14 protein-coding genes are annotated in these 21,642 nt (G+C 71.9%); 9 read left to right on the top strand and 5 right to left on the bottom strand.

Annotated elements, in window-relative coordinates; genetic code table 11:
* Window positions 1-20: 20 nt before the first annotated feature.
* Window positions 21-1,001: a right-handed parallel beta-helix repeat-containing protein gene (locus ACGFNI_RS00820; protein ID WP_393679319.1), complete on the bottom strand. Its 981-nt coding sequence runs from the start codon at window positions 999-1,001 to the stop codon at window positions 21-23.
* Between the two features lie 424 nt (window positions 1,002-1,425).
* Between ACGFNI_RS00820 and ACGFNI_RS00815 the strand changes: the two genes are divergently transcribed.
* From ACGFNI_RS00815 to ACGFNI_RS00800, 4 genes are all read left to right on the top strand, one after another.
* Window positions 1,426-2,373 carry a proteasome assembly chaperone family protein gene (locus ACGFNI_RS00815; protein ID WP_393679318.1) on the top strand — a complete coding sequence of 316 codons (948 nt, stop codon included), beginning with the start codon at window positions 1,426-1,428 and terminating at the stop codon, window positions 2,371-2,373.
* A 97-nt stretch (window positions 2,374-2,470) separates the two neighbouring features.
* Window positions 2,471-3,061 (top strand): dephospho-CoA kinase, encoded by a 591-nt coding sequence (gene coaE, locus ACGFNI_RS00810; protein WP_393679316.1) that lies wholly within the window; start codon window positions 2,471-2,473, stop codon window positions 3,059-3,061.
* Window positions 3,062-3,230: 169 nt separating this feature from the next.
* Entirely contained in the window at window positions 3,231-3,629 is a 399-nt protein-coding gene (locus ACGFNI_RS00805; protein ID WP_393679314.1) for a cupin domain-containing protein, read from the top strand.
* 480 nt (window positions 3,630-4,109) lie between these two features.
* Entirely contained in the window at window positions 4,110-4,487 is a 378-nt protein-coding gene (locus ACGFNI_RS00800) for a tetratricopeptide repeat protein (RefSeq protein WP_393679312.1), read from the top strand.
* A 36-nt stretch (window positions 4,488-4,523) separates the two neighbouring features.
* Here the strand turns inward: ACGFNI_RS00800 and ACGFNI_RS00795 are convergent, their stop codons facing one another.
* On the bottom strand, window positions 4,524-4,838 hold the full coding sequence (locus ACGFNI_RS00795; protein ID WP_393679311.1) for a DUF6343 family protein: 315 nt from the start codon (window positions 4,836-4,838) through the stop codon (window positions 4,524-4,526).
* Window positions 4,839-4,884: 46 nt separating this feature from the next.
* Window positions 4,885-6,519, bottom strand: coding sequence for a UvrD-helicase domain-containing protein (locus ACGFNI_RS00790; RefSeq protein ID WP_393679309.1), 1,635 nt, complete (start codon window positions 6,517-6,519; stop codon window positions 4,885-4,887).
* Between the two features lie 557 nt (window positions 6,520-7,076).
* Here ACGFNI_RS00790 and ACGFNI_RS00785 point away from each other — a divergent pair.
* From ACGFNI_RS00785 to ACGFNI_RS00770, 4 genes are all read left to right on the top strand, one after another.
* Entirely contained in the window at window positions 7,077-10,064 is a 2,988-nt protein-coding gene (locus ACGFNI_RS00785; RefSeq protein ID WP_393679308.1) for a DEAD/DEAH box helicase, read from the top strand.
* Complete coding sequence (locus tag ACGFNI_RS00780) at window positions 10,061-11,647, top strand: SWIM zinc finger family protein (RefSeq protein ID WP_393679306.1); 1,587 nt, start codon at window positions 10,061-10,063, stop codon at window positions 11,645-11,647. Before ACGFNI_RS00785 ends, ACGFNI_RS00780 begins: the two co-directional genes overlap by 4 nt.
* Window positions 11,644-13,581, top strand: a complete 1,938-nt coding sequence (locus ACGFNI_RS00775) for a helicase-associated domain-containing protein (RefSeq protein WP_393679304.1) — start codon at window positions 11,644-11,646, stop codon at window positions 13,579-13,581. The genes ACGFNI_RS00780 and ACGFNI_RS00775 overlap by 4 nt, the downstream gene beginning before the upstream one ends.
* Before the next feature lie 283 nt (window positions 13,582-13,864).
* Entirely contained in the window at window positions 13,865-16,033 is a 2,169-nt protein-coding gene (locus tag ACGFNI_RS00770; RefSeq protein WP_393679303.1) for an NB-ARC domain-containing protein, read from the top strand.
* Between the two features lie 103 nt (window positions 16,034-16,136).
* Here the strand turns inward: ACGFNI_RS00770 and ACGFNI_RS00765 are convergent, their stop codons facing one another.
* Window positions 16,137-17,948: a CDP-glycerol glycerophosphotransferase family protein gene (locus tag ACGFNI_RS00765; RefSeq protein WP_393679301.1), complete on the bottom strand. Its 1,812-nt coding sequence runs from the start codon at window positions 17,946-17,948 to the stop codon at window positions 16,137-16,139.
* Window positions 17,949-18,213: 265 nt separating this feature from the next.
* Window positions 18,214-19,875: an FAD-dependent monooxygenase gene (locus ACGFNI_RS00760; protein WP_393679299.1), complete on the bottom strand. Its 1,662-nt coding sequence runs from the start codon at window positions 19,873-19,875 to the stop codon at window positions 18,214-18,216.
* 717 nt (window positions 19,876-20,592) lie between these two features.
* Between ACGFNI_RS00760 and ACGFNI_RS00755 the strand changes: the two genes are divergently transcribed.
* A complete protein-coding gene (locus ACGFNI_RS00755) occupies window positions 20,593-21,537 on the top strand; it encodes a zinc-binding alcohol dehydrogenase family protein (protein WP_393679297.1) in 945 nt (314 codons plus the stop codon).
* Window positions 21,538-21,642: the final 105 nt, after the last annotated feature.

Raw genomic sequence — 21,642 nt, 5'->3', positions numbered from 1 at the left:
CGGAACCGGCCCGCCGCGGATCAGCCCACGGGGACACCCGGATTGGCCACGCCGCGACCGCCGGTGACCGTGTTGTCGCCCGCGATGGTGACCGGGCAGTCCTTGTCGTAGTTGGTGATGTTGAATCCGTACCTGCCCTCTCCCGAGGCGCCGCTCAGGTCGGACTTGTTGCCACGGAAGACCGTGCCGCAGCCCCAGCCGGACTCCTGGGAGTGGGTCTCGTAACCGTTGTTGGTGGTGTGCCGGCCGGTGTTGTTCTCGACGAGGACGTCATTGCCCTTCACGTCGACCCATGAGTCGTCATAGTTGGCGCCGGTGAGGCCACTGCCGTCGAAGGTGTTGCCGACGATCTTCGCTCCCGTGGTGCCTTCCTTCACGTCGATGTTCTCGCCGCCGACACCGGGCCCGATGGTGTTGTCGAGGATCTGGACGTGGTCGCTCTTGTCGTCGGTGCCGCCGGCGCTGCCGACGTACACCCCTTCGCCCATCCCGCTGCCGCCCTTGCCGGTGTCACGGATCGTGGAGTTCTTGATGACGCCGTCCTTGCTGGACTTACGGAAGTGCACGCCTTCCATGTCCAGGTTGTGGACGGCCACCGAGTCGATGACCACGCCGTTCGCGGCGTCCATCATGATCCCCTTCTGGCCGCCGGACACGGTGATCCCCTTGACCGTCCAGTAGGAGGCGCCGTTCAGGTGCAGGCCGTAGCCGCCTCCGGCGGTGAGCACCGCCTTGGCGGAACCGGTGAGGGTGATCCGGGAGTCCGCGCTGCCCGCGGCTGACGTCTTGAAGTTCCCGTTGTACGTACCGTCGGCGAGCTGGATGGTGTCGCCGGGCTTGGCGTCGCTCAACGCGTCCTTGAGCTGGGAGGAGTTGGCGACGTCGACCACGCGGGCGGGGGCGGATGTGGGGGTGACCGCCGCGCCGGCGGTGCTGGTGAGGGCCGTGCCGAGGGCCAGCGCCAGAGCGGCCGATGTGGTGAGGAGGGGTCCGGTGCGCATTCAACTGCCTTCCCGTATGTGAACGTGGGGCGGAAACGTGAATCGCGAGGGTTCTGGAGAAGCTAGGGGCGCGGCCGTTCGACCGTCAAGAGTCGTGCGGCTGAGGGCTCGGTGATGCCTTGATGTGAGGGCGGGGACTGGAGAGTTGGGTGGGTGCGGCTCCGGGCGCGTGTGCGTCGGCCGTTGTTTCCCCCGTGTTCATATGAGTGGACGGCGGTTATCGGGACACTCCCGGGGGAGACGGGGGGCGACCGTGGGGCGGGTGGAGATGTGACGGGGCGAGGCGCGCGGGGCGGCGTGGCCGAATCCGGTGGCACGTGCGACCCGTCAGGTCCGCCGTGCTCGCCTCGTCCCGGGGCGGTCCCGGGAATGCGGCACCCGCTCCGTGCGTTCTTCCAGTCGGACACGAGGAGGAGCGGTCACTGTGTTGGATCCCCAGGGGTTGTACGAATGGGAGCCGAGCGGGCTCGCGGCGGTCGAGGCCATCGCGGCCAGGGACTCCGCCGGACTGGTGCTGCTGTACCACTTCGACGGCTACATCGACGCAGGTGAGACCGGCGACCAGATCGTCGAGCGCCTGCTGGACGGCTTGACGCACCGCGTCATCGCCCGTTTCGACCACGACCGGCTGGTCGACTACCGGGCCCGTCGCCCGCTGCTCACCTTCCAGAACCACCGCTGGACGTCGTACGAGACGCCCAGCATCGAGCTGCGACTCGTCGAGGACACGACGGGCGCGCCGTTCCTGCTGCTGTCCGGCCCCGAACCCGACGTGGAATGGGAGCGATTCGCCACCGCCGTCCGGCAGATGGTGGAGCGGCTGGGCGTACGGCTTTCGGTCAACTTCCACGGCATCCCGATGGGCGTCCCGCACACCCGCCCCGTGGGCATCACCCCGCACGGCAACCGCACCGACCTGATGCCCGGTCACGCCAGCTTCTTCGACGAGGCGCAGGTGCCGGGCAGCGCGGAAGCCCTGATTGAGTTCCGGCTCGCCGAGGCCGGACACGATGTGCTGGGAGTGGCGGCTCACGTACCGCACTACATCGCACGGTCCCCGTACCCGGACGCGGCGCTCACGGCCCTGGAGGCGGTGACGGCCGCAACGGGCCTGGTCCTGCCCGGCGCCGCGCACTCGCTGCGGACGGAGGCGCTCCGTACCCAGGAGGAGATCGAGCGGCAGATATCGGAGGGCGACGAGGAACTGGTCGCGCTGGTCAGCGGTTTGGAGCATCAGTACGACGCGGTGGCGGGCGCCGAGACCCGTGGCAACCTCGTGGCCGAGGCGGTGGAACTCCCCTCCGCCGATGAGATCGGCAGGGAGTTCGAGCGCTTCCTGGCCGAGCGGGAGGCGGACGGGGGGACCGCCTGAGCGGGGCCGGCCGGCGACCGCGCGATGGCGCCGCCCGGCGCGTGGCCGGCAGTCGCCCCCTGGGTCCGTCGCTGCGGCATGCGTATAGCGTGGGCCCATGGTGAAGGTGGGGCTCACAGGTGGAATCGGCGCGGGCAAGAGCGAGGTCTCGCGGCTCCTGGCGTCGTACGGTGCGGTGATCGTGGACGCCGACAAGATCGCGCGTGAGGTCGTCGAGCCGGGAACTCCCGGGCTCGCGGCGGTGGTTGCGGAGTTCGGGGACGGAGTGCTCGCAGCGGACGGCACCCTTGACCGGCCCAAGCTGGGGGGAATCGTTTTCGCCGATCCCGAGAAGCTGAAGGCGCTCAACGCGATCGTGCACCCGCTCGTCGGGGCCCGCTCGGCGGAACTCGAGGGGGCGGCCGGGCCGGACGCGGTGGTGGTGCACGATGTCCCGCTGCTGACCGAGAACGGCCTCGCGCCGCTCTACGATCTGGTGGTGGTCGTCGACGCGGCGCCGGAGACCCAACTCGACCGTCTGGTACGGCTGCGTGGGATGGCTGCGGACGAGGCGAAGTCCCGTATGGCGGCCCAGGCGTCCAGGGAACAGCGCCTGGCCGTCGCCGATCTGGTGATCGACAACGACGGCCGGATCGAAGATCTCGAACCTCAGGTGCGGGCGGTCTGGGAACGTCTGCGGGCCGCTTGACGCGAAGCCCCGTTCGCCCGGTGCCGTGTGGACGTCACGTGCGGCACGGACGAGCGGAAGTACGCGGCGGAAGTACGAGGCAGGGCGGGCTCGGCAGGATCATGCCCCGGCCCTTCGGCGGCGGGGAGCGGCTGCGGCCGATGCGGAGGCGGGAGATAGCCTCACCGCCATGAACGTTACTGATCCCGAAGCCAGGTTGGCCGGATCCGACGTGGCGCCCGCCTCGTTCGTCGTCAACATTTCCGGCATCCCGGATGCCGAGTTGGAGCCGGAGCTGCTCGACCCCGCCCAGATCGTCTCCGGGGAACCCGTGGTGACCGGGAAGGTGCTGTGGGAGTCGCCGGACGGCCGACAGGTCCGGGGCATCTGGCAGATCACGCCCGGCGTGGTCACGGACACCGAGGCCAGCGAACTGTTCGTGGTCGTCAGCGGACGCGCCACCATCGAGGTCGAGGGCGGAGCAGTGCTCCAGGTGGGTCCGGGCGACGCCTGCGTGCTGCGCGAGGGCGACCGCACGCGATGGACCGTGCACGAGACGTTGCGCAAGGCCTACCACATCAGTTCGTGAGCGCTCAGTCGTGCCGGAGTTGGCGGCACGGCCCCGGGGCAGCAGGTTCGTCGGCTCGTTCGAGGCGCAGCGGTAGGGGAACTGTGCGGGCCCCAGGCGGACATGGCGTAGGCGACGGCGTCCTGGGCGCGGTGTTCGAGACGCGCAACGTGCTTTACCACTACGGCCCGGAGAAGCTGGTCGCACCTCACCGCCCGCATTCGGATGATCATGTCCTGCAGCATCGACGCCCAGGAGGCCGTCGCCCCGGCCGAGGCGTAGCCGACCGCCCCTTGCGGCCGAGGCCGGGCTTCAATCGGGGGCACGCGCCCCGAGGCTCGGCCCGGCTGTTGCGCGGTGCTGCCCGTACCGGCCGAATACCGATTGTGGAAGGGCCCTTGCCTGGACGGGAATGCCACGGCCGACGCGTCTGTTGTGCGGCAGGTGACGCCCACGGCGGGTGACCGAAGCCTGCCCGACGGCGCCGGAGAGGAGACGGCCGTGCCCGAGCGCAGCCCCGAGACCCATGTCATCGACTTCCGCGCCGCGGAACACCTGTTGGCCGCCCGCGACCCACGGGGAGCGGTCCGCCTGCTCGACTCCGTCATCACCGCGCACCCGGAGAACACCGCGGCGCGGCTGCTGCGCGCTCGGGCTTTCTTCCTGGGAGCTCAACTGCGTCCGGCGGAACTGGAGTTCCAGATCGTGCTGGACCGTGAGCCGGACAATGCGTTCGCCCACTTCGCTCTGGGCCGCACCCTCGAGCGGGCCGGCCGCCCCGAGGAAGCGCTGCGGCACTTTCGCCTCGCCGCCGCCCTGGACCCCCGCCCCGACTTCATCGAAGCGGCCCGCTTCGCACGGAGTGAGGAAGGCGGATGACTCGGGCGGCCTGCGTGATCTCCGGGCCCTGACTGCCTACGATCCGGGCCTGCGACCGCGACCGGGAGATCTCGGTCGGCTGAAGACGCCGTTCCGCCCGTGGTCCGGCTCGTACGGCGGTATCTCCTTGCCCGGTTGATAGTGGGCTCCCTGGTGGATGTGCCGGATCACCAGGGTCAGATCCGTGGCGGTGATCGCCGCCAGCACGGCACACGCCGCCGCCCATTCCGGTCTGCCGGCCACGACGAAGGCCACCGTCCCGGCGACGGCCCACAGCAGGCCCCACAGCGCCAGCCCACACCGGATCCTCAGGGGGCTGCGTGCGTGGAGGGGTTCATTTCCCGTACGCATTGGCACCCATCTCCCTTCTCCATGGTCCTCCTGATCGCTGCGTCCGTCACTCGTCTCCGCGTGCCGCTTCGTTGTGCACGGCCCGTGATCGTGGGGCTTGCGGCGGTCTCTTCGTGGTCGTCGGCGCCGACCGTTCAGCTGGGCGGAGCGGAACGGACGCCGGCACTGGACCGGGGGCGGCAGGGCGGGGGTCGCCGGCCGGGTGCAGGTTGGTCCAGGACAGCCCGCCGATGTCGAGGCGTGACCGGGCGCGCGTCACGGCCACGTACGCCAGGCGGGCTTCATCCACGTCGATCGGGCCGGGCAGCGGAGCCCCATCTTCGCCGCGCTCTTCGAGATCATCAGGGCCCGTGAAGTCATCCGCGATCCGCACGCTGTCCCACTCCCGCCCCTTGGCCCGGTGCACCGTGGACACCGTGACTTCGGCGACGTCTTCGGGGGGGAGGCGGTCCAGGGCACGCAGGACTGCATCGGCGCCGAGGTCATCGACGAGTTCGACCAGCGGCAGCAGGTCGCGCCCTGCCGGGTCGCACTCCGCGTATTCGCGCAGCTCCGCCCAGGACTCGAACAGCATCAGCTCGGGATGTGCCGTGCGCCGGCCGGACTCCAGGGTGTGTGCCGCGCGGGCCAAGGCACGCAGAGCGTCCCCGCCGCCCGCCAGCGCTACCCGGTGGCCCGCTTCCAGCTGCCGTATCACCTCCACCATGGCTCCGGCGTTGGATCGGCACAGGATGGCTTGTGGGTTGGGGACCGCTGCCAGTTCCGTGGTGCGCCACGGCGCGCCCGTGAGCCGGATCGGGGCATCGGCGATGGTCAGCCAGCGGTTGGCCTCGGTGGCCAGAGCGGGACCGAAGCGAAAGGAACAGGAGAGGCTGAGCTGCCGGCCGGGGAACCCGGCCAGGACATCGCGGGCGCCGCGCCAGCCGTAGATGGCCTGTGCGGAGTCGCCGACCAGTACCAGCTGCGCGTGTCCGCGCTGTGCGGTGAGTACCTGCTCGACCACGGGGTTGGTGTCCTGCGCCTCGTCGAGGAGGAGGACGTCGGCGGCGATGGCGGGATCTTGCAGCGCCCACATCTTGAGGTAGTGGTCGTGCTCGAACCGGACGACGCCGTGGTCCGGATGCTGCAGATCCGTCCACGCTTTGCGTGCGTAGGGAAGCACGAGCTCCGCCAGCCGACGGTGCAGCGGCTCGGACTCGGCGCCGCGCAGGGGCGGGACATGGTGATACCCGATGTCCCTGTCGGCGGATTGGCAGAACCGTGTGACGGTTCGCAGGACGGTGTAGGACAGCGCCTTGTGGGTGACCTTGCGTGACCCGAGGCGTAAGAACGTCCCGGCGTCGATGCCCAGGGCCGCTCCCGCCTTCCAGCCTGCCTGCCGGGGTGCGTTCATCCGGGCCTGGTACCGCCTGCCGATGGCTGCGTAGGCGAGGGCATGCGCGGTGCCGCAGCTGACCTCGGCCGGGAAGGTCCGTGCGGCATCGCGTGCGATGGCTCTGTTGAAGGCGAGGTAGCGGCCCTGCCGGTCTTGGCTCCGTGCTTCCTGCGCGAGCATCGCGAGCGTGGCGGTCTTTCCCGTTCCGGCGCCGGCCTGGATCACGAGATCGGACCCGGTCCGGAACGCTTCCGCCGCAGCCATCTGCTCGGGTGTGGGGGCTTGGGTGGGGGCCGGTGCGGACATGAGAACTCCTCAGAGAGATCGATTGGTGGCTGAGAGTTAATTCGTCACTCACTGTAACTGTTTTGAGGTCGAGGAGCGAGAAGTTTCGTGGCCTGTGGATAACTCCGCGTTGCCGCTTGCCGCGGATCGTGTGCGCGGGCGAGCGCGGGGGCGGGGACGTCGTGCGGGGCGGATTGTCAGTGGCGTCTGCTTCTATCGATTCCGAGGCGGTGGCGCAGGCCCACGGCGGTGACGCAATCCCGATGCCTTCGTGTGCCGACGCCGCCGCGACCGACGGAGCGATGCCGGGAAAGCAGGAAATTGCCGTGCTGGAGGGGAGTGGTTGGCGTGAGGAGGGCGCGGTCGGAATCGTCGGACCGCAGGGTTCGGCCGCACTGTCGCCGGTTGCGGACGGTGATCATCGGGCGCTCGACGCCGGGGAGAAAGAGGCGGGCGGGCACGATGGAGGAGGGGCAGTGCGCGCGATCGTAGACTCGCAGGTCGGGGCCGCCCGGAAGGGTCGGCAGGCAGGGAAGGCGCCGCGAGCGGTATGGAGAGACCGAGTTCCAGGGGACGGCATGGCACAGCAGCGGGATGAGGTCGCGGGGGCGTCCTGGCAGCCGCGCCGCGCCGCGTCGGCAGCGTCCGGCGGCACCGGGTCCGGTGGCACCGTTCCGAGCCACTGTGCCGTGACCTTCCTTCCCGCACAGCCTCCGCGCGCAGGCCGGGTCGCCTTCTGGCGGCCGGACGGCGGCCCGCTCCCGGATCTCGGAGCCGGGGACGCCGCAGCGCCCGGGGGAGCCGTGGCCGGTGACGATCGGATTCCCGCCGCGGAGTCGCGGGTGACGGTGGCCCGTAGGCACGGCAACGGCGCACGCAGTCGTGCGGTGCCCGCCGTGCTGCTGCCGGTGGCCGAAGCGGTCCCTCTGCTGATCGGCGCCCGGTACGACCCGGCCGCCCATCCTGCGGCGGCCGGCTGGGGTGCCGCGGCACTCCACGCCCTGCACCTCACGTCGCGCGGCCGGCTGCTGCCCGGACTGACCGACGCGGACACCGACGCCTGGCGGGCGGGCCCTCTCGACCCGGAGGACGCCGCACACCTACGGGCCATCGCCGCAGCGATGCCCGCCTACGCCTACGCCACACCGATCCCCGGCACCCGCCCACTGCGGCTGCCGGACCCGGCGGAGCTGGTCAGGAACTTCGTCGACGCCGTCGTCGACGCACTGCCGCGCACACCCGCCGCCGCCCTCGTCGCCGGCGCCCCGTACGCCGCGCAGCCATCCCAGCAGATCCCCGGTGCGCGCGAGTGGGCCGCAGAGGTGGCGGCCGGGGTGGACGCAGGCGTCCGGCTCTCGCTGCGCCTGGACCTCGCTCCACACCGGCTCTTCGATGTCAGCGCACCGGCCCTCGCCGGCACCGGAGACGAGACCCGCACCGGAGACGACACCGGTACGGAGGGCGGCATGCCGGAGCGTGGCGCCGCGGCGGCCGTACTCCAGGTGCACAGCCTCACCGACCCCACCCTGGTCGCCGATGCCCGGGACCTGTGGGAGGACCTGGGGCCCGATCAGTTCGGCGCGCGGTCCCGGGTCGACACACTCCTCGCGCTCCGCCGGGCAGCCCGGGTATGGCACCCGCTCGGCCGCCTCCTGGAGCGGCCGGTCCCCGACGTACTGCCGCTCGGCGAGGACGAGTTGTACGAGCTGCTCGGCCCGGCGGCGCCACGGCTCAAGGCCGCAGGCGTGACCGTCCACTGGCCCAAGGAACTGGCCCGCGGGCTGACGGCAGCCGCGGTGCTGCGCCCCGCTCCGGGGTCCGCCGCGGACGGTTTCGGATTCTTCGACACCAAGGAACTGCTGCAGTTCCGCTGGCAGATGACCCTCGACGGGGTTCCCCTGACCGAAGCGGAGATGGACGAACTAGCTGAGGCGCACCGTCCGATGGTGCGGCTGCGCGACCAGTGGGTGCTCGTGGACCCCGCGCTCGTCCGCAAGGCCCGCAAACGCGAATTGGGGTACGTGGAACCGGCCGACGCACTAGCCGCGACGCTCAACGGCACCACCGAGGTGGACGGCGAGGCGGTCGAGGTGGTCCCCGTGGGGGCGCTGGCCGCGCTGCGGGACCGCCTCACCGCCGAGAACCGCCCACTGCCCCAGCCACCAGGACTGCACACCACACTCCGCGACTACCAACTACGCGGCATGACCTGGCTCGACACCATGGCCTCCCTCGGCCTCGGCGGCTGCCTCGCCGACGACATGGGGCTGGGCAAGACCGTCACCGTCATCGCCCTGTACCTCCACCGGCGTCCGCCCGCCCCCGTTCTCGTCGTGTGCCCCGCTTCCCTGCTGGGCAATTGGCAGCGCGAAATCGAACGCTTCGCTCCCGGCACGCCCGTACGCCGCTTCCACGGTGCCGGGCGCAGCCTCGACGATCTGGACAGCGGATTCGTCCTGACGACCTACGGGACGATGCGCAGCAGCGCCGCCCAACTAGCCGCCCGCTCCTGGGGATGGGTTGTCGCCGACGAGGCCCAGCACGTCAAGAACCCACGATCCTCGACGGCCAGGGCACTGCGCGACATCAAGGCCCCCGCCCGTATCGCCCTCACCGGCACACCGGTGGAAAACAACCTGTCCGAACTGTGGGCCCTCCTCGACTGGACCACCCCGGGGCTCCTCGGCCCGCTGAAGACGTTCCGTGCCCTGCACGCACGCGACGTCGAAGGCGGTGAGGACCCGGAGGCGGCGCGGCGGCTCGCCCGGATGGTGCGCCCGTTCATCCTGCGCCGCAAGAAGTCCGACCCCGGCATCGCGCCCGAACTCCCGCCCAAGACCGAGACGGACCACCCGGTGGCGCTCGGCCGCGAACAGGCGGCGCTGTACCGCGCCGTCGTCCGGGAAACCCTTGCCAAGATCGAGGCCGCCGATGGCATCGCCCGTCGCGGACTGGTGATGAAGCTGCTCACCGCGCTCAAGCAGATCTGCAACCACCCCGCGCAGTACCTGAAGGAGGCCGCGCCCGGCCTGGTCGCCCGCTCCGGGAAACTCGAACTGCTCGACGAACTCCTCGACACCATCCTCGCCGAGGGCGGCGCCGCCCTCGTCTTCACCCAGTACGTGGAAATGGCCCGGCTCCTCGAACAGCACCTCCGTACCCGGGGCATCCCCACCCAACTCCTGCACGGCGGCACCCCCGTCGCACAGCGGGAGGCGATGGTCGACCGCTTCCAGTCCGGTGAGGAACCGGTGTTCCTGCTGTCCCTCAAGGCGGCGGGCACCGGCCTCAACCTCACCCGCGCCGGACACGTGATCCACTACGACCGCTGGTGGAACCCCGCGGTGGAGGAACAGGCCACCGACCGCGCCTATCGCATCGGCCAGACCCAGCCCGTCCAGGTTCACCGTCTGATCGCCGAGGGCACCGTCGAGGACAACATCGCCGACCTCCTCGCCGCCAAGAGAACCCTCGCCGACACGGTGCTCTCCGGAGGCGAGACGGCGCTCACCGAACTGTCCGATGCCGAACTGGCCGACCTCGTCTCCCTGAGGAGGCCCGCATGAGCCCTCGCCCCGCCGACGGGCCGAGCCGTCGCGCAACAGGCCGGGCAGGTGCGCCGGGCCCCGCACCGGGCGCGTCCTTCCGGAACCGGTACACCACCTCCGGGCGAGCCGCCGCCGCGGACCGGATGGCCCGCGCCGACCGCTCCCGTACCTTCCCGCCCCTGCCGTCCCGTAGCGGCGGGCCGTTCGCCGCCTCCTGGTGGGGAAGCGCCTGGCTGGAAGCGTTGGAAACCACCGCTCTGGACGGCGCTCGCCTCGCCCGCGGCCGGACCTACGCCCGCGACGGACACGTGGACACCATCAACGTCACCCCGGGGCGCATCCTCGCCACGGTACGGGGCAGCAGACCACGCCCGTACAGCGCCGAAATCCGCCTGCGGACCCTCGCGGACGAGGACTGGTCCGCGCTCCTCGACGCCATCGCCGCCGAGCCCGACCACCTCACCGCCCTCCTGGCCAAGAAGCTGCCCGAAGCCCTCGCCGACAGCGACGTACGGCTCCTGCCGGGGCCGGGCGACCTCGTTCCCCGCTGCTCCTGTCCGGACCACGGAAGGCCCTGCAAGCACGCCGCGGCGCTCTGCTTCCAGGCGGCCCGCCTACTGGACGCGGACCCGTTCGTACTGCTGCTGATGCGCGGCCGTGGGGAACGCGAACTCCTCGACGACCTCACCCGCCGCAGCGCGGTCCACACCGTCCGCGAGACGCGTGAACCCCCGCGGACCGCGCCGCTGGACCAGGCCGGGAATACAGGCCGCAGACTCCCCGCCGGCACCACATCCGACGCCGTCCTGGAGGAGATGGGCCGCCCCAGCAGCGAGCGCACCACCCCGGACGCACCACCCGCCGCCCAACCGGAGGCCGCGCCCCACGGAGCCCCCGCAGGCGATGAACCCCCGCCGATCACCGCAGCACGCGGCATCCTCGCCCGCGACGCGCTGGCCGAGCGCCCGAGACCGCCGCTCCCGCCGCCCTTCCCGCCGCCCGCACAGCCCGGCGGCGCACCGGCCCTCCCCGACGGCGACGACCTCCCGTTCGACCCCGCCGCCCTCGAATTCCTCGCCGCCGACGCGGCTGCCCGCGCCCACGCCTGCCTGACCGCAGCCGCCCCGCCACCCGGCACCGCCCGTATACCGGTGCCGAGCCCCTTCCCCGCGCTCACCCCGTGGGAGGACGCCATCCGCCTGGCCGCCACCGCCCACCCCACCGCGGGCCTGACCTCCACCACCCGTGCGCTCTTCCGCGATCTCGCGACCGCCACCGACCGCACCCCTGCTGACGTGGCGCGGGCCGTCGCGGCCTGGCGACAGGGCGGCCTCGAAGGACTCTCCCTCCTGGAGGAGCCGTGGAACCCCCCGGCCGGCGACTTCGACCGCGCCCGCAGCTCCCTGCTGGCCGCGGACCTGCCGGCCATGCGCCCGCAGGACAACCACCTCACCGACCCCCATCGCCACGTCCAGCTCCGGTTCGGGCACGACGGCCGCTGGTACCCCTACGAATCCGAGCCCGGAGCCGAGGACTGGTGGCCCACCGGCCCCGCGAACCCCGACCCCCTGGCTGCCCTCACCGAACTCCTCGCACGATGACTAACCTCGACACCGTGGAAGGACTCGACGCACTCACCCGCTCCCTCGCCCGGCGCACCCCCGAACAGCTCGCCGCGCTCCTCACCCGGCACGCCGAACCGCTCTCGCGCCGTCCCGCAGCAACCGAACTCCGGGGCCTGGCAGCCGCGTTGTGGTCGTACGAAACCCTCCACCACCTGGTGCTGCACCTCGACCACCCGCGACTCCAAGTACTCGCGGCCACCGCCCGCATCAGCCAGGACCACACCGGCCGCGGCACCCCCGCCCCGGCGGCCCCCTCATCCGGCGCCGACTACCAGTCCCTGATGGCACACCGGCTGTCCTTCCCCCAGCTGGCCAGCGAGCCCGTGCCACCCGAGGAGACCTACGCCGCGCTCGGCGCCCTGCACGGCCCCGCCCGCACGGCCGCCGAACGCGCCCTCGACTCCCTCTACACCGACGGACTCGCCGCCCCCACCGAGGACGGCAGGATCGTCGTCCCGCCACGCACCGCCCAACTCCTGGCCGCCCACCCCCTCGGGCCGTTCACCCCTGCCGCGTCGCGCCCCACGGTGTACGACACCGGAGCAACGGCCCGGCCCGGCAGCGCCGCCATCGGTCCGGCCTCCCTCCACGACGAATCCGCCGCTGCGGCATCCGCCCTCGCCGCCACCGTCGACCGTCTGCTGGCCGCCCTCGCGACGCAACCCGCGGCGCTCCGCAAATCCGGCGGCCTGGCCGTCCGCGAAATCAAACGCCTGGCCAAGGCCGCCGGCACCACCGAACCGCACACCCGCCTGCTCCTCGACCTCACCCTCGCCGCCGACCTGATCGCACTGACCCGCACCCCGTCCGGCATCACCGCCCTTCCCACCAGCGCATACGACGACTGGCTCGCCCGCACCCACGGCGCGCGACTGGCCCCCGTACTCGCCGCGTGGCGGGCCCTGTGGGACGTCCCCACCCACACACCCTTCGGAGAGACCCCGACGGCACTGGTACGCGGCCACGACCGGCACGCCCCCGCCCTGCGGCACGCCCTGCTGGCCGCACTCGCCACCGTTCCCCTCGGCGCCGGCGCCCCCTTGCCGCCCCTGGAGCACCCCGAGGGCGACGGAACCGCCCGTACCCCCTTGCAGGAGTTGCTGTACGCCGCCGAGTGGCACCGCCCGCTCGCTGTCGCCGCGCAACCGATGACCGAGGAGCGTGCCGCGCACACCCTCCACGAAGCGGCCCACCTGGGCCTCGTCGCGCACGGAACCCTCACCCCGCTGGGCCGCGCGCTGCTCAACGACCCGCACGATCTCGACGGAACGCTGGCGGACCTGCTCCCTCCGCTCCTCGAACACGCCCATTTCCAGGCGGACCTGACGGCCGTCGTGCCGGGCCGCCCCGCCCCCGGCCTCGCCGCACTGCTCACGGCCGCCGCCGAGCGCGAATCCGAAGGCCACGCCGTCACCTGGCGCTTCACCCTTGACTCCGTACGCCGCGCGCTGGACACGGGGCGTCGGCCCGACTCCCTCATCGACGCGCTCACCACGGCCTCGGCCGACGGCAGCCTCCCACAGCCTCTCGTCTACCTCATCCGGGACACCGCCCGCGCCCACGGCCGGATGCGGGTCCTCCCGGCGGCCTGCTGCATCAGGTCCGACGACGCAACCCTGATCGCGGAACTCGCCGCCCACCGCGCCCTGCGCGACCTGGGCCTGCGCGCCATCGCCGACACGGTCCTGGTGAGCAGCCGCCCGCCCGCCGACATCCTCAAGGCACTCCGAGCAGCCGGCTACGCCCCCACCCTCGAATCCGACGAGGGCGTCACCACCATCGAACGCCTGCCCACACACCGCACCCGGGCTCCCGTCCCCGCCCAGCGCCCGAACACTGCGCTCACTCTCGCGCACCGTCTGCTGGGCACCGAGTCGGCACCGGAGCAGGGCGCGGCCGGACGTTCGTGAAGCAGGTGGGGCGACGGAGTCTGACCGCCGCCCCGCCACGCCGCGTACGTCGGGCACGTGGCCGTGCCGACCGCGCACGCCTGCACACGATTCGGCTTGGCGCCCCGGCCCCTCCGGAAACGCTGCCTGCTCCCGCGCAGGGACCGCGACTTCCCGTTCGATCTGCGGGAGCGGCCCGCCGCGCTGGGGTGCTCCTGCGGCGGTTACAGCGAGTTATCCACAGCCCCACCGCGGTGTCACTGCCGTCAAGTAGCGTTTCGGAGTACGGAATCGGGGAGGGCCGATGGGGAGGGGCGAGGCAGCGATGGAGAGCCGAGGCGCGGGCGACGGGGGCGTACGGAACGATCTTTCGGGGGAGGTGCACGGGCCTGTGGTGCAGGCCGGTGTGATCGAGGGTGGCGTACGGATCGAGGTACCACGGCCGGAGGTGCCGGTGCCCCGCCAAGTGCCCGCGGATCTGGTGCAGTTCGTCGACCGGGAGCCGGTTCTCCAGGCCATCGACAGCTGGGTGGCGGACGCCGGCGGGGCGCCACGGGTCGCCGTGCTCAGCGGTCTCGCCGGGGTGGGTAAGACCGCCACGGCACGGAGATGGGCCCACAGCAAGGACGGTGGCTTTCCCGGTGGCGAGTTCTACGTCGACTTCTCCGAGCTGCGGGTCCAGGTGGGCGGCGACGTCTCGGCAGGCGTGAGCCGGTGCCTGCGCGCGCTGGGGGTCGAGGACCAGTATCTGCCGAAATCGCTCGGTGAGTTGACCTCGATGTTCCGCAGCCGCACGGCAGGGGAACGGGTGCTGATGGTGCTCGACGACGTGACCGAACCGGCGCAGGTACGGGCGCTGATTCCGGGCGGGCCCGGCAGCGTGGTCCTCGCGACGAGCCAGGGGCGGCTCGGTGAGCTGATACAGGACGGAGCACGGCTGATGCCGCTGGAACCCCTCGATGCGGAGCACGGACTGCAACTCCTCAAGGACCTCTGCGGGGAAGCCCGGATAGCGGCGGCGGAGGAGGCCGCCGAACGGATCGTGGAGTGCTGTGGAGGTCTGCCGGTCGCCCTGCATGTGGCCGCCGCCCGCCTGGTGACGCACCCGAGGCTGACTGTTGAGGCACTGGCCGGCGAACTCGCCGACGAGCACAGGCGGCTGGATGCACTGCGCATCGGGAGGGAACGGGCCGTGGCAGCCGTGTTCGGCATGGCATACGACGGGCTGCCCGAGGAGGACGCGCGGCTGTACCGCCTGCTGGGGATCTACCCTGGGCGCCGCTGGGATGCGGAGACCGCAGCGGCTGCCGTGGGCACGACCGTCGGACAGGCGCAGGAGCAACTGGACAGCCTGGAGACGGCGAGCCTCGTCATGGTGGTGGCGGACGGACGCTACGACTTCCACGACTTGGTCCGTCTGCACGCCCGGGAACAGGCGCTCCGTACGGAGAGCGAGCCGGAGCGGGCCGCAGCGGTGCGGCGTGTGGTGGAGCATCTCCTCACTCGGGCAGGGCACGCCGATCATGCCGTGATGGCGGGGCGCATGCGGATCGGCCGGTACGTCGAACGGCTGGGCGAAGCCGACGAAGCCCTCTCGTTCGGCAGCCGGGGCGAGGCTCTTGACTGGTTGGACGGCTGGCGGGGTGAGCTGCTGTCGGCCCAGCGCGCCGCCGCCACGCACGGCTGGCACCGGCAGGCATGGGAACTCGCGGAGGCACTGACCGCCCTCTACCTCAACCGGCGCTATCTGAACGACTGGACCGAGTCCGGTGAGCTGGGCGCTGAGGAAGCCGCCGCGGACGGCAATCCGGCCGCCGAGGCCAGGCTGCGCGCGCTCCTTTCCCGCCCTCTGATGGACCGCGCCGAGCTGGACCGGGCTCGCGCCGAGCTGGAGACCGCGCTGGCCAGGGCCGATGAGTCGGGCCATACGCTGCTCCGGGCCTCCGTCCGCGAGTTCTACGGCCGCTACTGGGACCGGTGCGAACCGTCGCGCGCCATCGTCACGTACGAGGAGGCGATGACGTTCTACCGCGAGGCGGGGGACGAACGCGGCATCGCCATCGGGCTGTACTTCATGGGTTGTGCGCAGGAGGCCGCAGAACGTACGGAAGAGGCGCTGGGCACCCTCCAGGACGCCTACGGTCGGTTCCTGGCGATCGATGACCGGCGAATGGGAGCACGCGCGCTGGCGGCGATAGGAGGCGCCCAACGCAGGCTCGGACACACCGATGAGGCGTTCAGGGCTTTGGAGGAAGCCGTCGAGATGCTGCGGGAGCGTGGGGCCGTGCACTACGAGGCGCATGCCTGTGAGGTGCTCGCGGAGATCGCCGCTGAGCGGGGTGACAGTGAGGCTTGGCGACGATATCTGACCCGGGCGCTGGAAATATACGAGGCCGGCGGCGGTCCGCGTGCGGAGGAACTGCGGCGCCGTCTTACGGCTTCGCCGGAGCCTACCGACGAGGTGGGGCCGTGATGGTGTGGCCGTTGAGCCTTGCGGTGGGCGGAGTAGGAGGAGTTCCCGCATGACGTGACGTGGTGTCCGCCCTGGACACCGGTCCTCCTGAGCACCAGTCCTTTCAAGCGGTCCGGTGGACCAGGCTCAGGTCGGCGTCCTCAGTGCGGGTACCGACCCTGATGCCGATGATGGTGTTCGCCAGCGGGCGTCCGGAACGCAGCAGGGCGTAGACCGCTGCGGCCAGTACGGCGGCATCACGCATGCTTCCCGTGGCGGAGACGTCGACGGCCCGGCCGTCGTGCAGTCGGATACGGCAGCCACCGCTTTCGATCTCTGCTGCTGCGATGCGGCAGCCCGGGTAGTGGGACAGGACGGCCGTGGCCCAGCGGTCGGCCGCGGTGACGGTCGCTGCGGGTGTTTCGCGAATGAGGACCGAGGCGCTCTCCGGCAGCCTGCGGTCCCGTTCCCGGTCGCTGCAGGACAGGTGGCGGAACGTGCCCTCGGCGCCGGCGGGGTCACCGCCGCAGTCGATGTCCGTGGTGATGCCGTCCGCGGTGGCGTCATCCGCGGCGGTGAAGTGGGCGACGGAGGCGGGGGTGCGCCGGATGGTCACCTGCGGGCCGCCGGGCGTATCGCCGACCCGGGTGGTGACGAATACCGCGGTGATGTCCGGCTGGTGGTCCACCGGAACCGGGTCATCCGGGGCGGGGCGGGGGAGGGGGGCGGAGGGCTCGGGGAGAGCGAGACGGAGGAGGTCGTAGGCCACAGCGCGCAGGCGCTGCAGTGCGCGCCCAGGAGCCACGAGTGCACGGTCACCGAGGGCCGCCAGCGGGCGGGCGCCCTCGCTGTCCGGCGCGGCGTCGGCGAGTGCTTGCTCGATCTGCGGACGCAGCGGTACGTCGGTGATGAGCCGGGGTGCGAGACGGCCCAGTTCTGCCATGGGGGTGTCGGGCACGGCCTCGTCACCACCGAAGGCTCCGAGCAGCAGCGGTTTGCCGAGCGCGGCGCCGTAAAAGGTCACGGAGCCGTGGTCACCGATCAGGAGATCGCCGGCGAGCAGGGTCGCCTGCCAGCCGTCCGTCGGCGGGATGCGCAGCAGACCTGCGCCCAGAGCGGAGCTCAGCACGGTGCGGAGTTGGTAAGTGCCGTGTGCCGACACGATGTTGGGGTGGGTGACCAGCGCGACGGCGTACTCGTCCAGCGGGAGCTCCGCCAGCAGGCGCGCGGGAAGGGAGGGCTCACGGCCGAGGAGGGATTGGTCGTGCCAGGTCGAGCTGAGCATGATCAGACGGCGGTCGTCCCCGACCCCGAGGGCTTCGCGGTAGGTGTCGCGCAGCTCCTGCCCATTGATCAGCAGGTCGTGGCAGGGGTCGCCGACGAGGAGGGTGCAGCCCGCGGTCGAAGGGTGGGCGGTGGCCAACTGGGCGGCCTGATCGGGGTGTGAGACGGCGATCCGGGCACGGCCGCTGCGCAGCAGGGCGTCCGGTACGACTCCGGCGAGGCGGTTCTGGTCGCTCCGGGAGTCCGGGACGACCTTGTGGAACCCGACGCCGTGCGGAAGGACGAGGACGGGGGCGGTGTGTCCATCGACGACGAGGTCGGCGTTCTCGGAAGCCGTGATGATCAAGTCGGGGGCGAGGTGGGGGAACTGGTGCCAGGGCAGGATCCGTGCGCCGACGGAGCGGGCGAGGTCGTGGACTCCGTCGTTGAAGGCGGAGGTGGGGTCGAACGCGAAGACCAGGTCCACGCGCGGATCATCGCGGAACACGGGGCCGAGCACATCGAGGACCCGGACGGTCGAGGTGACGGTCCGGGCGACGACCACCACGGTCCGCTTGCCGGGGAACGTACGCCAGCGGTCGGGGTCCGGGCCGACGGGCACCCGCAGTGCGGGTATCAGGCCATGGCTGGTGTCCCGGTCAGCGGCACACACCCAGCCGTCAGCGGCTTCCGGCTTCCGGCTTCCGGCTTCCGGCTTCCGGCTTCCGGCTTCCGGCTTCCGGCTTCCGGCTTCCGGCTTCCGGCTTCCGGCCAGGCTGCGATTAGCGTGTCCCACCGGTGAGCGCAACCCCTGTCCGTGATCAGCCTTCTCTGTCGGCCCACCACCGTAATTCAGGCGCCGCGGACCCTGGCGGCCAGGTCCTCAGCGGACCCGGCCGCAGGAAGCGACGGGAACGGAGCCGACGCGCGGCCCGGGGTCAGGGCGTGGGCCACGGGCGGCGGCCCTGGCAGGGCCATCTGTCCGCCGGAGCAGAGGAGTCAGGGTCGGGCGGTGGTGTGGTGGCGGACCGGGAACCGGGCTGTGGGTCCGGACAGGTCCCGGGGGCCGGCGCCCCCGACGGCAGGTCCGGGGGTGCCGCGTCCTTGGCGGAACTGTCGTTGTCCCGCGGCGACTCGGGGAGCGGCACTGCGGGGGAGACCGGCCCAGCCGGATCGCCCTGTGCACCTGGGCTGCCCGGCAGTGCCGTGGACGGTAGTGGTGTCGACAGCGGCGGTGTGATCAGCGGTCGGGGTGAGATGACCGGCAGCAGGCGGTGGACCGGTGAGGGGCGCAGCGGGCGCGTCGGCGGTGCGGCCGGGTCGGCGTGGTCGGGGAAGGCGGTGGGCCGGCCGGCGTTGTGCAGCATGCGGTGCACGGAATCGTGGGTGAGCCGGCTGGCGGCCGAAGGACGGGGCCCCGTGGCGCCGGGATAGCGGATGTCCTGCTCGGCGGCGAGCGCCCATGGAGCCTGGACGAGGCGGCCGATGCTGCGCTGCAGGCTGCGCGCCAGTGCCGGATCGTCCAGATCGTGCCGCCGCAACACCTCGCGCAGCGCGACGGCTTGGCGGGCGGCGGTGGGCAGACCCTGGCCGTATGCGGGGTTGAAGGCCGCCACGGCATCGCCCAGCGCCACGAAGCCGGTGGGCCAGGAATCCAGCTGTTCGTAGTGGCGTCGGCGGTTGACCGTTTCGTGGGAGAGCCGTACTTCGCTCAACGGCTCCGCGTAGGCGATGAGTTCGCCGATGGAGCCGTCACCCATGCCGCGGGCGAACGGCACGAACCGGTCGGCGTGCCGGCACGGGCGTCCCCCGAGGATGCCCGTCAGCGTCACCAGCCAGTGCCCGTCCTCGATGGGGACCAGCGTCGCGGACTGCCCCGGGGCGGGCCCTTCCGGATCCGCGCCGGTGGCGAGCACGGGGGTGCCGCTGCCGTCCGGGGCCCGGAAGATCCTGGTCGCAGTGGTGAGACCGGCGTCCACGACCTCCTCGCGGACATCCGGCAGTCCCAGGGCGGCCAGCCGCTCGGGTGTCTTGGAGCCCCTGCCGGTGGCGTCGACGACCAGATCGGCGTCCAGCCGCCGAGCCTCACCGGTGAGCGCGTCCCGGACCCGCACACCGGTGACGTCCTCCGGGGTGCCCGTCAGGCCCTCGGCCTCGGTCTCGTCGAGGACGGTGACGCCGGGGAGGGCCAGCACCTGCTCCCGGATGACCCGGTCGAGCAGGTCGCGGGAGCAGGAGATGAGGTGCCCGGACGGGGCTCGGCGGCGGGCCCGGCCCGGTACGGGCGGGAGCGCGAGCTCCGGGGGGAGCGGCAGCCTGAGGGCGCCTGCGGCCAGCCAGCGTTCCGTGATGCCCGGCAGCAGGCTCTCGACCACGTCGGCTCCGGCCGTCGTCAGCAGATGCGCGCGCCGGGGGTGCGGGAGGACCCGGCAGGGCACCCGGGTGCGGGGCATCATCTCCCGCTCCACGATGACCACATCGGCGTCGTGGGACAGCGCGGCGGCGGCGAGCAGGCCGGTGAATCCACCGCCCAATACCACGGCGAGATGCGGATGGGTGAACTGGAGCCCGCTGCTGCTCGTACCGCTCGACGTGTTCATGGGCAGCCTCTTTCTCGGCGTGGGCGCGCGGTTCCCGGGCGTGCGCGGGCCGCCTCCAGAAAGAGTGGCACCGCGACCGGGCGGGTCCGTCGGCGCGCGGCGGCGATGACGGCATCGGTGGCGGCTGTGAAGGAGGCCGACCACGCCGGGAGGATCGCGGTGGCGGTCCGCAGTAAGCGCAGCTGCGCCGGTATCAGCGGCTCCGCCAGTTGAAGGTCTTGGCACGCCGGCGCGAAGGCCGGTACGCCCTCGCCGGATTTCCGCATCATGACTCCCCCTCAGCCTGTGCACGCCCCGCCGCCCGAGCGGCCACGCGCCCCGCCGTCCGCCCGTCACACAGGCGGTGGGCCGGCGCCTCCGTCTCACGGAGTGCGCGCAGTCCCGGGGAGCACGGCCGTCACATCCAGTCGACGGTGGACACGACTCCGGATCGTAGAGCGCGGAGATCACATGCGGTACCCGGAAATGTCCTAGGGGCAAATGGGAGCCACCCCGCGGATACCCATGCGTAGACCTGATCCAAGACGATGCAATGGGTGGAAAACGCGTGCACGGTTTCTCGCGACGTGAGAAAGCTTGCCGGAGATGCTCGTCCGACGCGACACAACAGAGCTGGAAACCGACCGGGGTTGGCGCGAATTGGCCGGGATTCTCCGGGAACACAGATCCCGTGCCTACCCTGTGCGGGCACCACACCGGAGACCCAGAGGGAGAGTCGTGCGCGCGATTGTGATGCGGGAGTTCGGCGGCCCGGACGTGCTGCGGCTCGCGGATGTTCCCGATCCCGGGCCCAGGACCGGCCACGCGAGGGTCGACGTCACCCTGGCCGGCATCAACTACGCGGACGTGCACGTACGGGGAAACACCTACCTGGCGCCCGTGGACCTGCCCTACATCCCCGGCAACGAGGTTGTGGGGACGGTGGACGGCGGCCGTCGGGTGGTCGGGCTGACCCGGGGTGGCGGCTATGCGGAGCGCGCCCTGGTGCACCGCCGTGTCACCTGGGACATCCCCGACGGCATCAGCGACGCCCAGGCCGTCGCGCTGGTCCTCCAGGGGAACAGCGCCTGGCATCTCCTGTTCACCGTGCTGCGGATCACCGAAGGGGAGACCGTCGTCGTCCCGGCCGCCGCGGGCGGGCTGGGGTCGCTGGCGGTACAGCTCGCCACCCGGGCCGGTGCCAAGGTCATCGGGCTGGCCGGATCGGAGGAGAAGCGTGAGCTGGCCCGCGAGTTGGGCGCACACGCGGTGGTCGACTCGGCAGGCGACGACCTGACCGAGCGCATCCTGGAAGCGGCGGGCGGACCGGTCCGGACGGCGCTGGAGATGACCGGTGGCACCACCTTCGCGCAGACGCTCGCCGCCGTCGCGCCGCGCGGCAGGCTCGCGGTGTACGGCTACGCGAGCGGCGAGATGGCGAACGTGCCCACCCGCTACCTGATGGAGCGCTCCCTCACCGTCTCGGGATTCTGGCTGCCGCAGCTCTACACCGACCGCACGGCCCTGCCGACCTCCATGCGGGCGCTGTTCGACGCGGTCGCGGCCGGCTCGCTCACCCCGCTGACCGGCGCCGCGTACGCGCTCGACCAGGCGGCGCAGGCCCATCACGACCTGGCGGCCCGCACCCCGACCGGGAAACTCATGATCGACGTCGCCCGCTGATGCACCGGTCAGGGCCGACGCAGCGGCTCCCGCGGACGGCCCGGGAGGCCACCGTGGAGAGTTGACGCAGGGCCCGCGGGCGGGGGACGTGCCGGCCGGCACCGG

Source organism: Streptomyces sp. NPDC048644, from assembly GCF_043199105.1.
Lineage (GTDB): Bacteria > Actinomycetota > Actinomycetes > Streptomycetales > Streptomycetaceae > Streptomyces.
The sequence above is the reverse complement of the archived record's forward strand: the minus strand, read 5'-3'. Positions and strand labels throughout refer to the sequence as shown.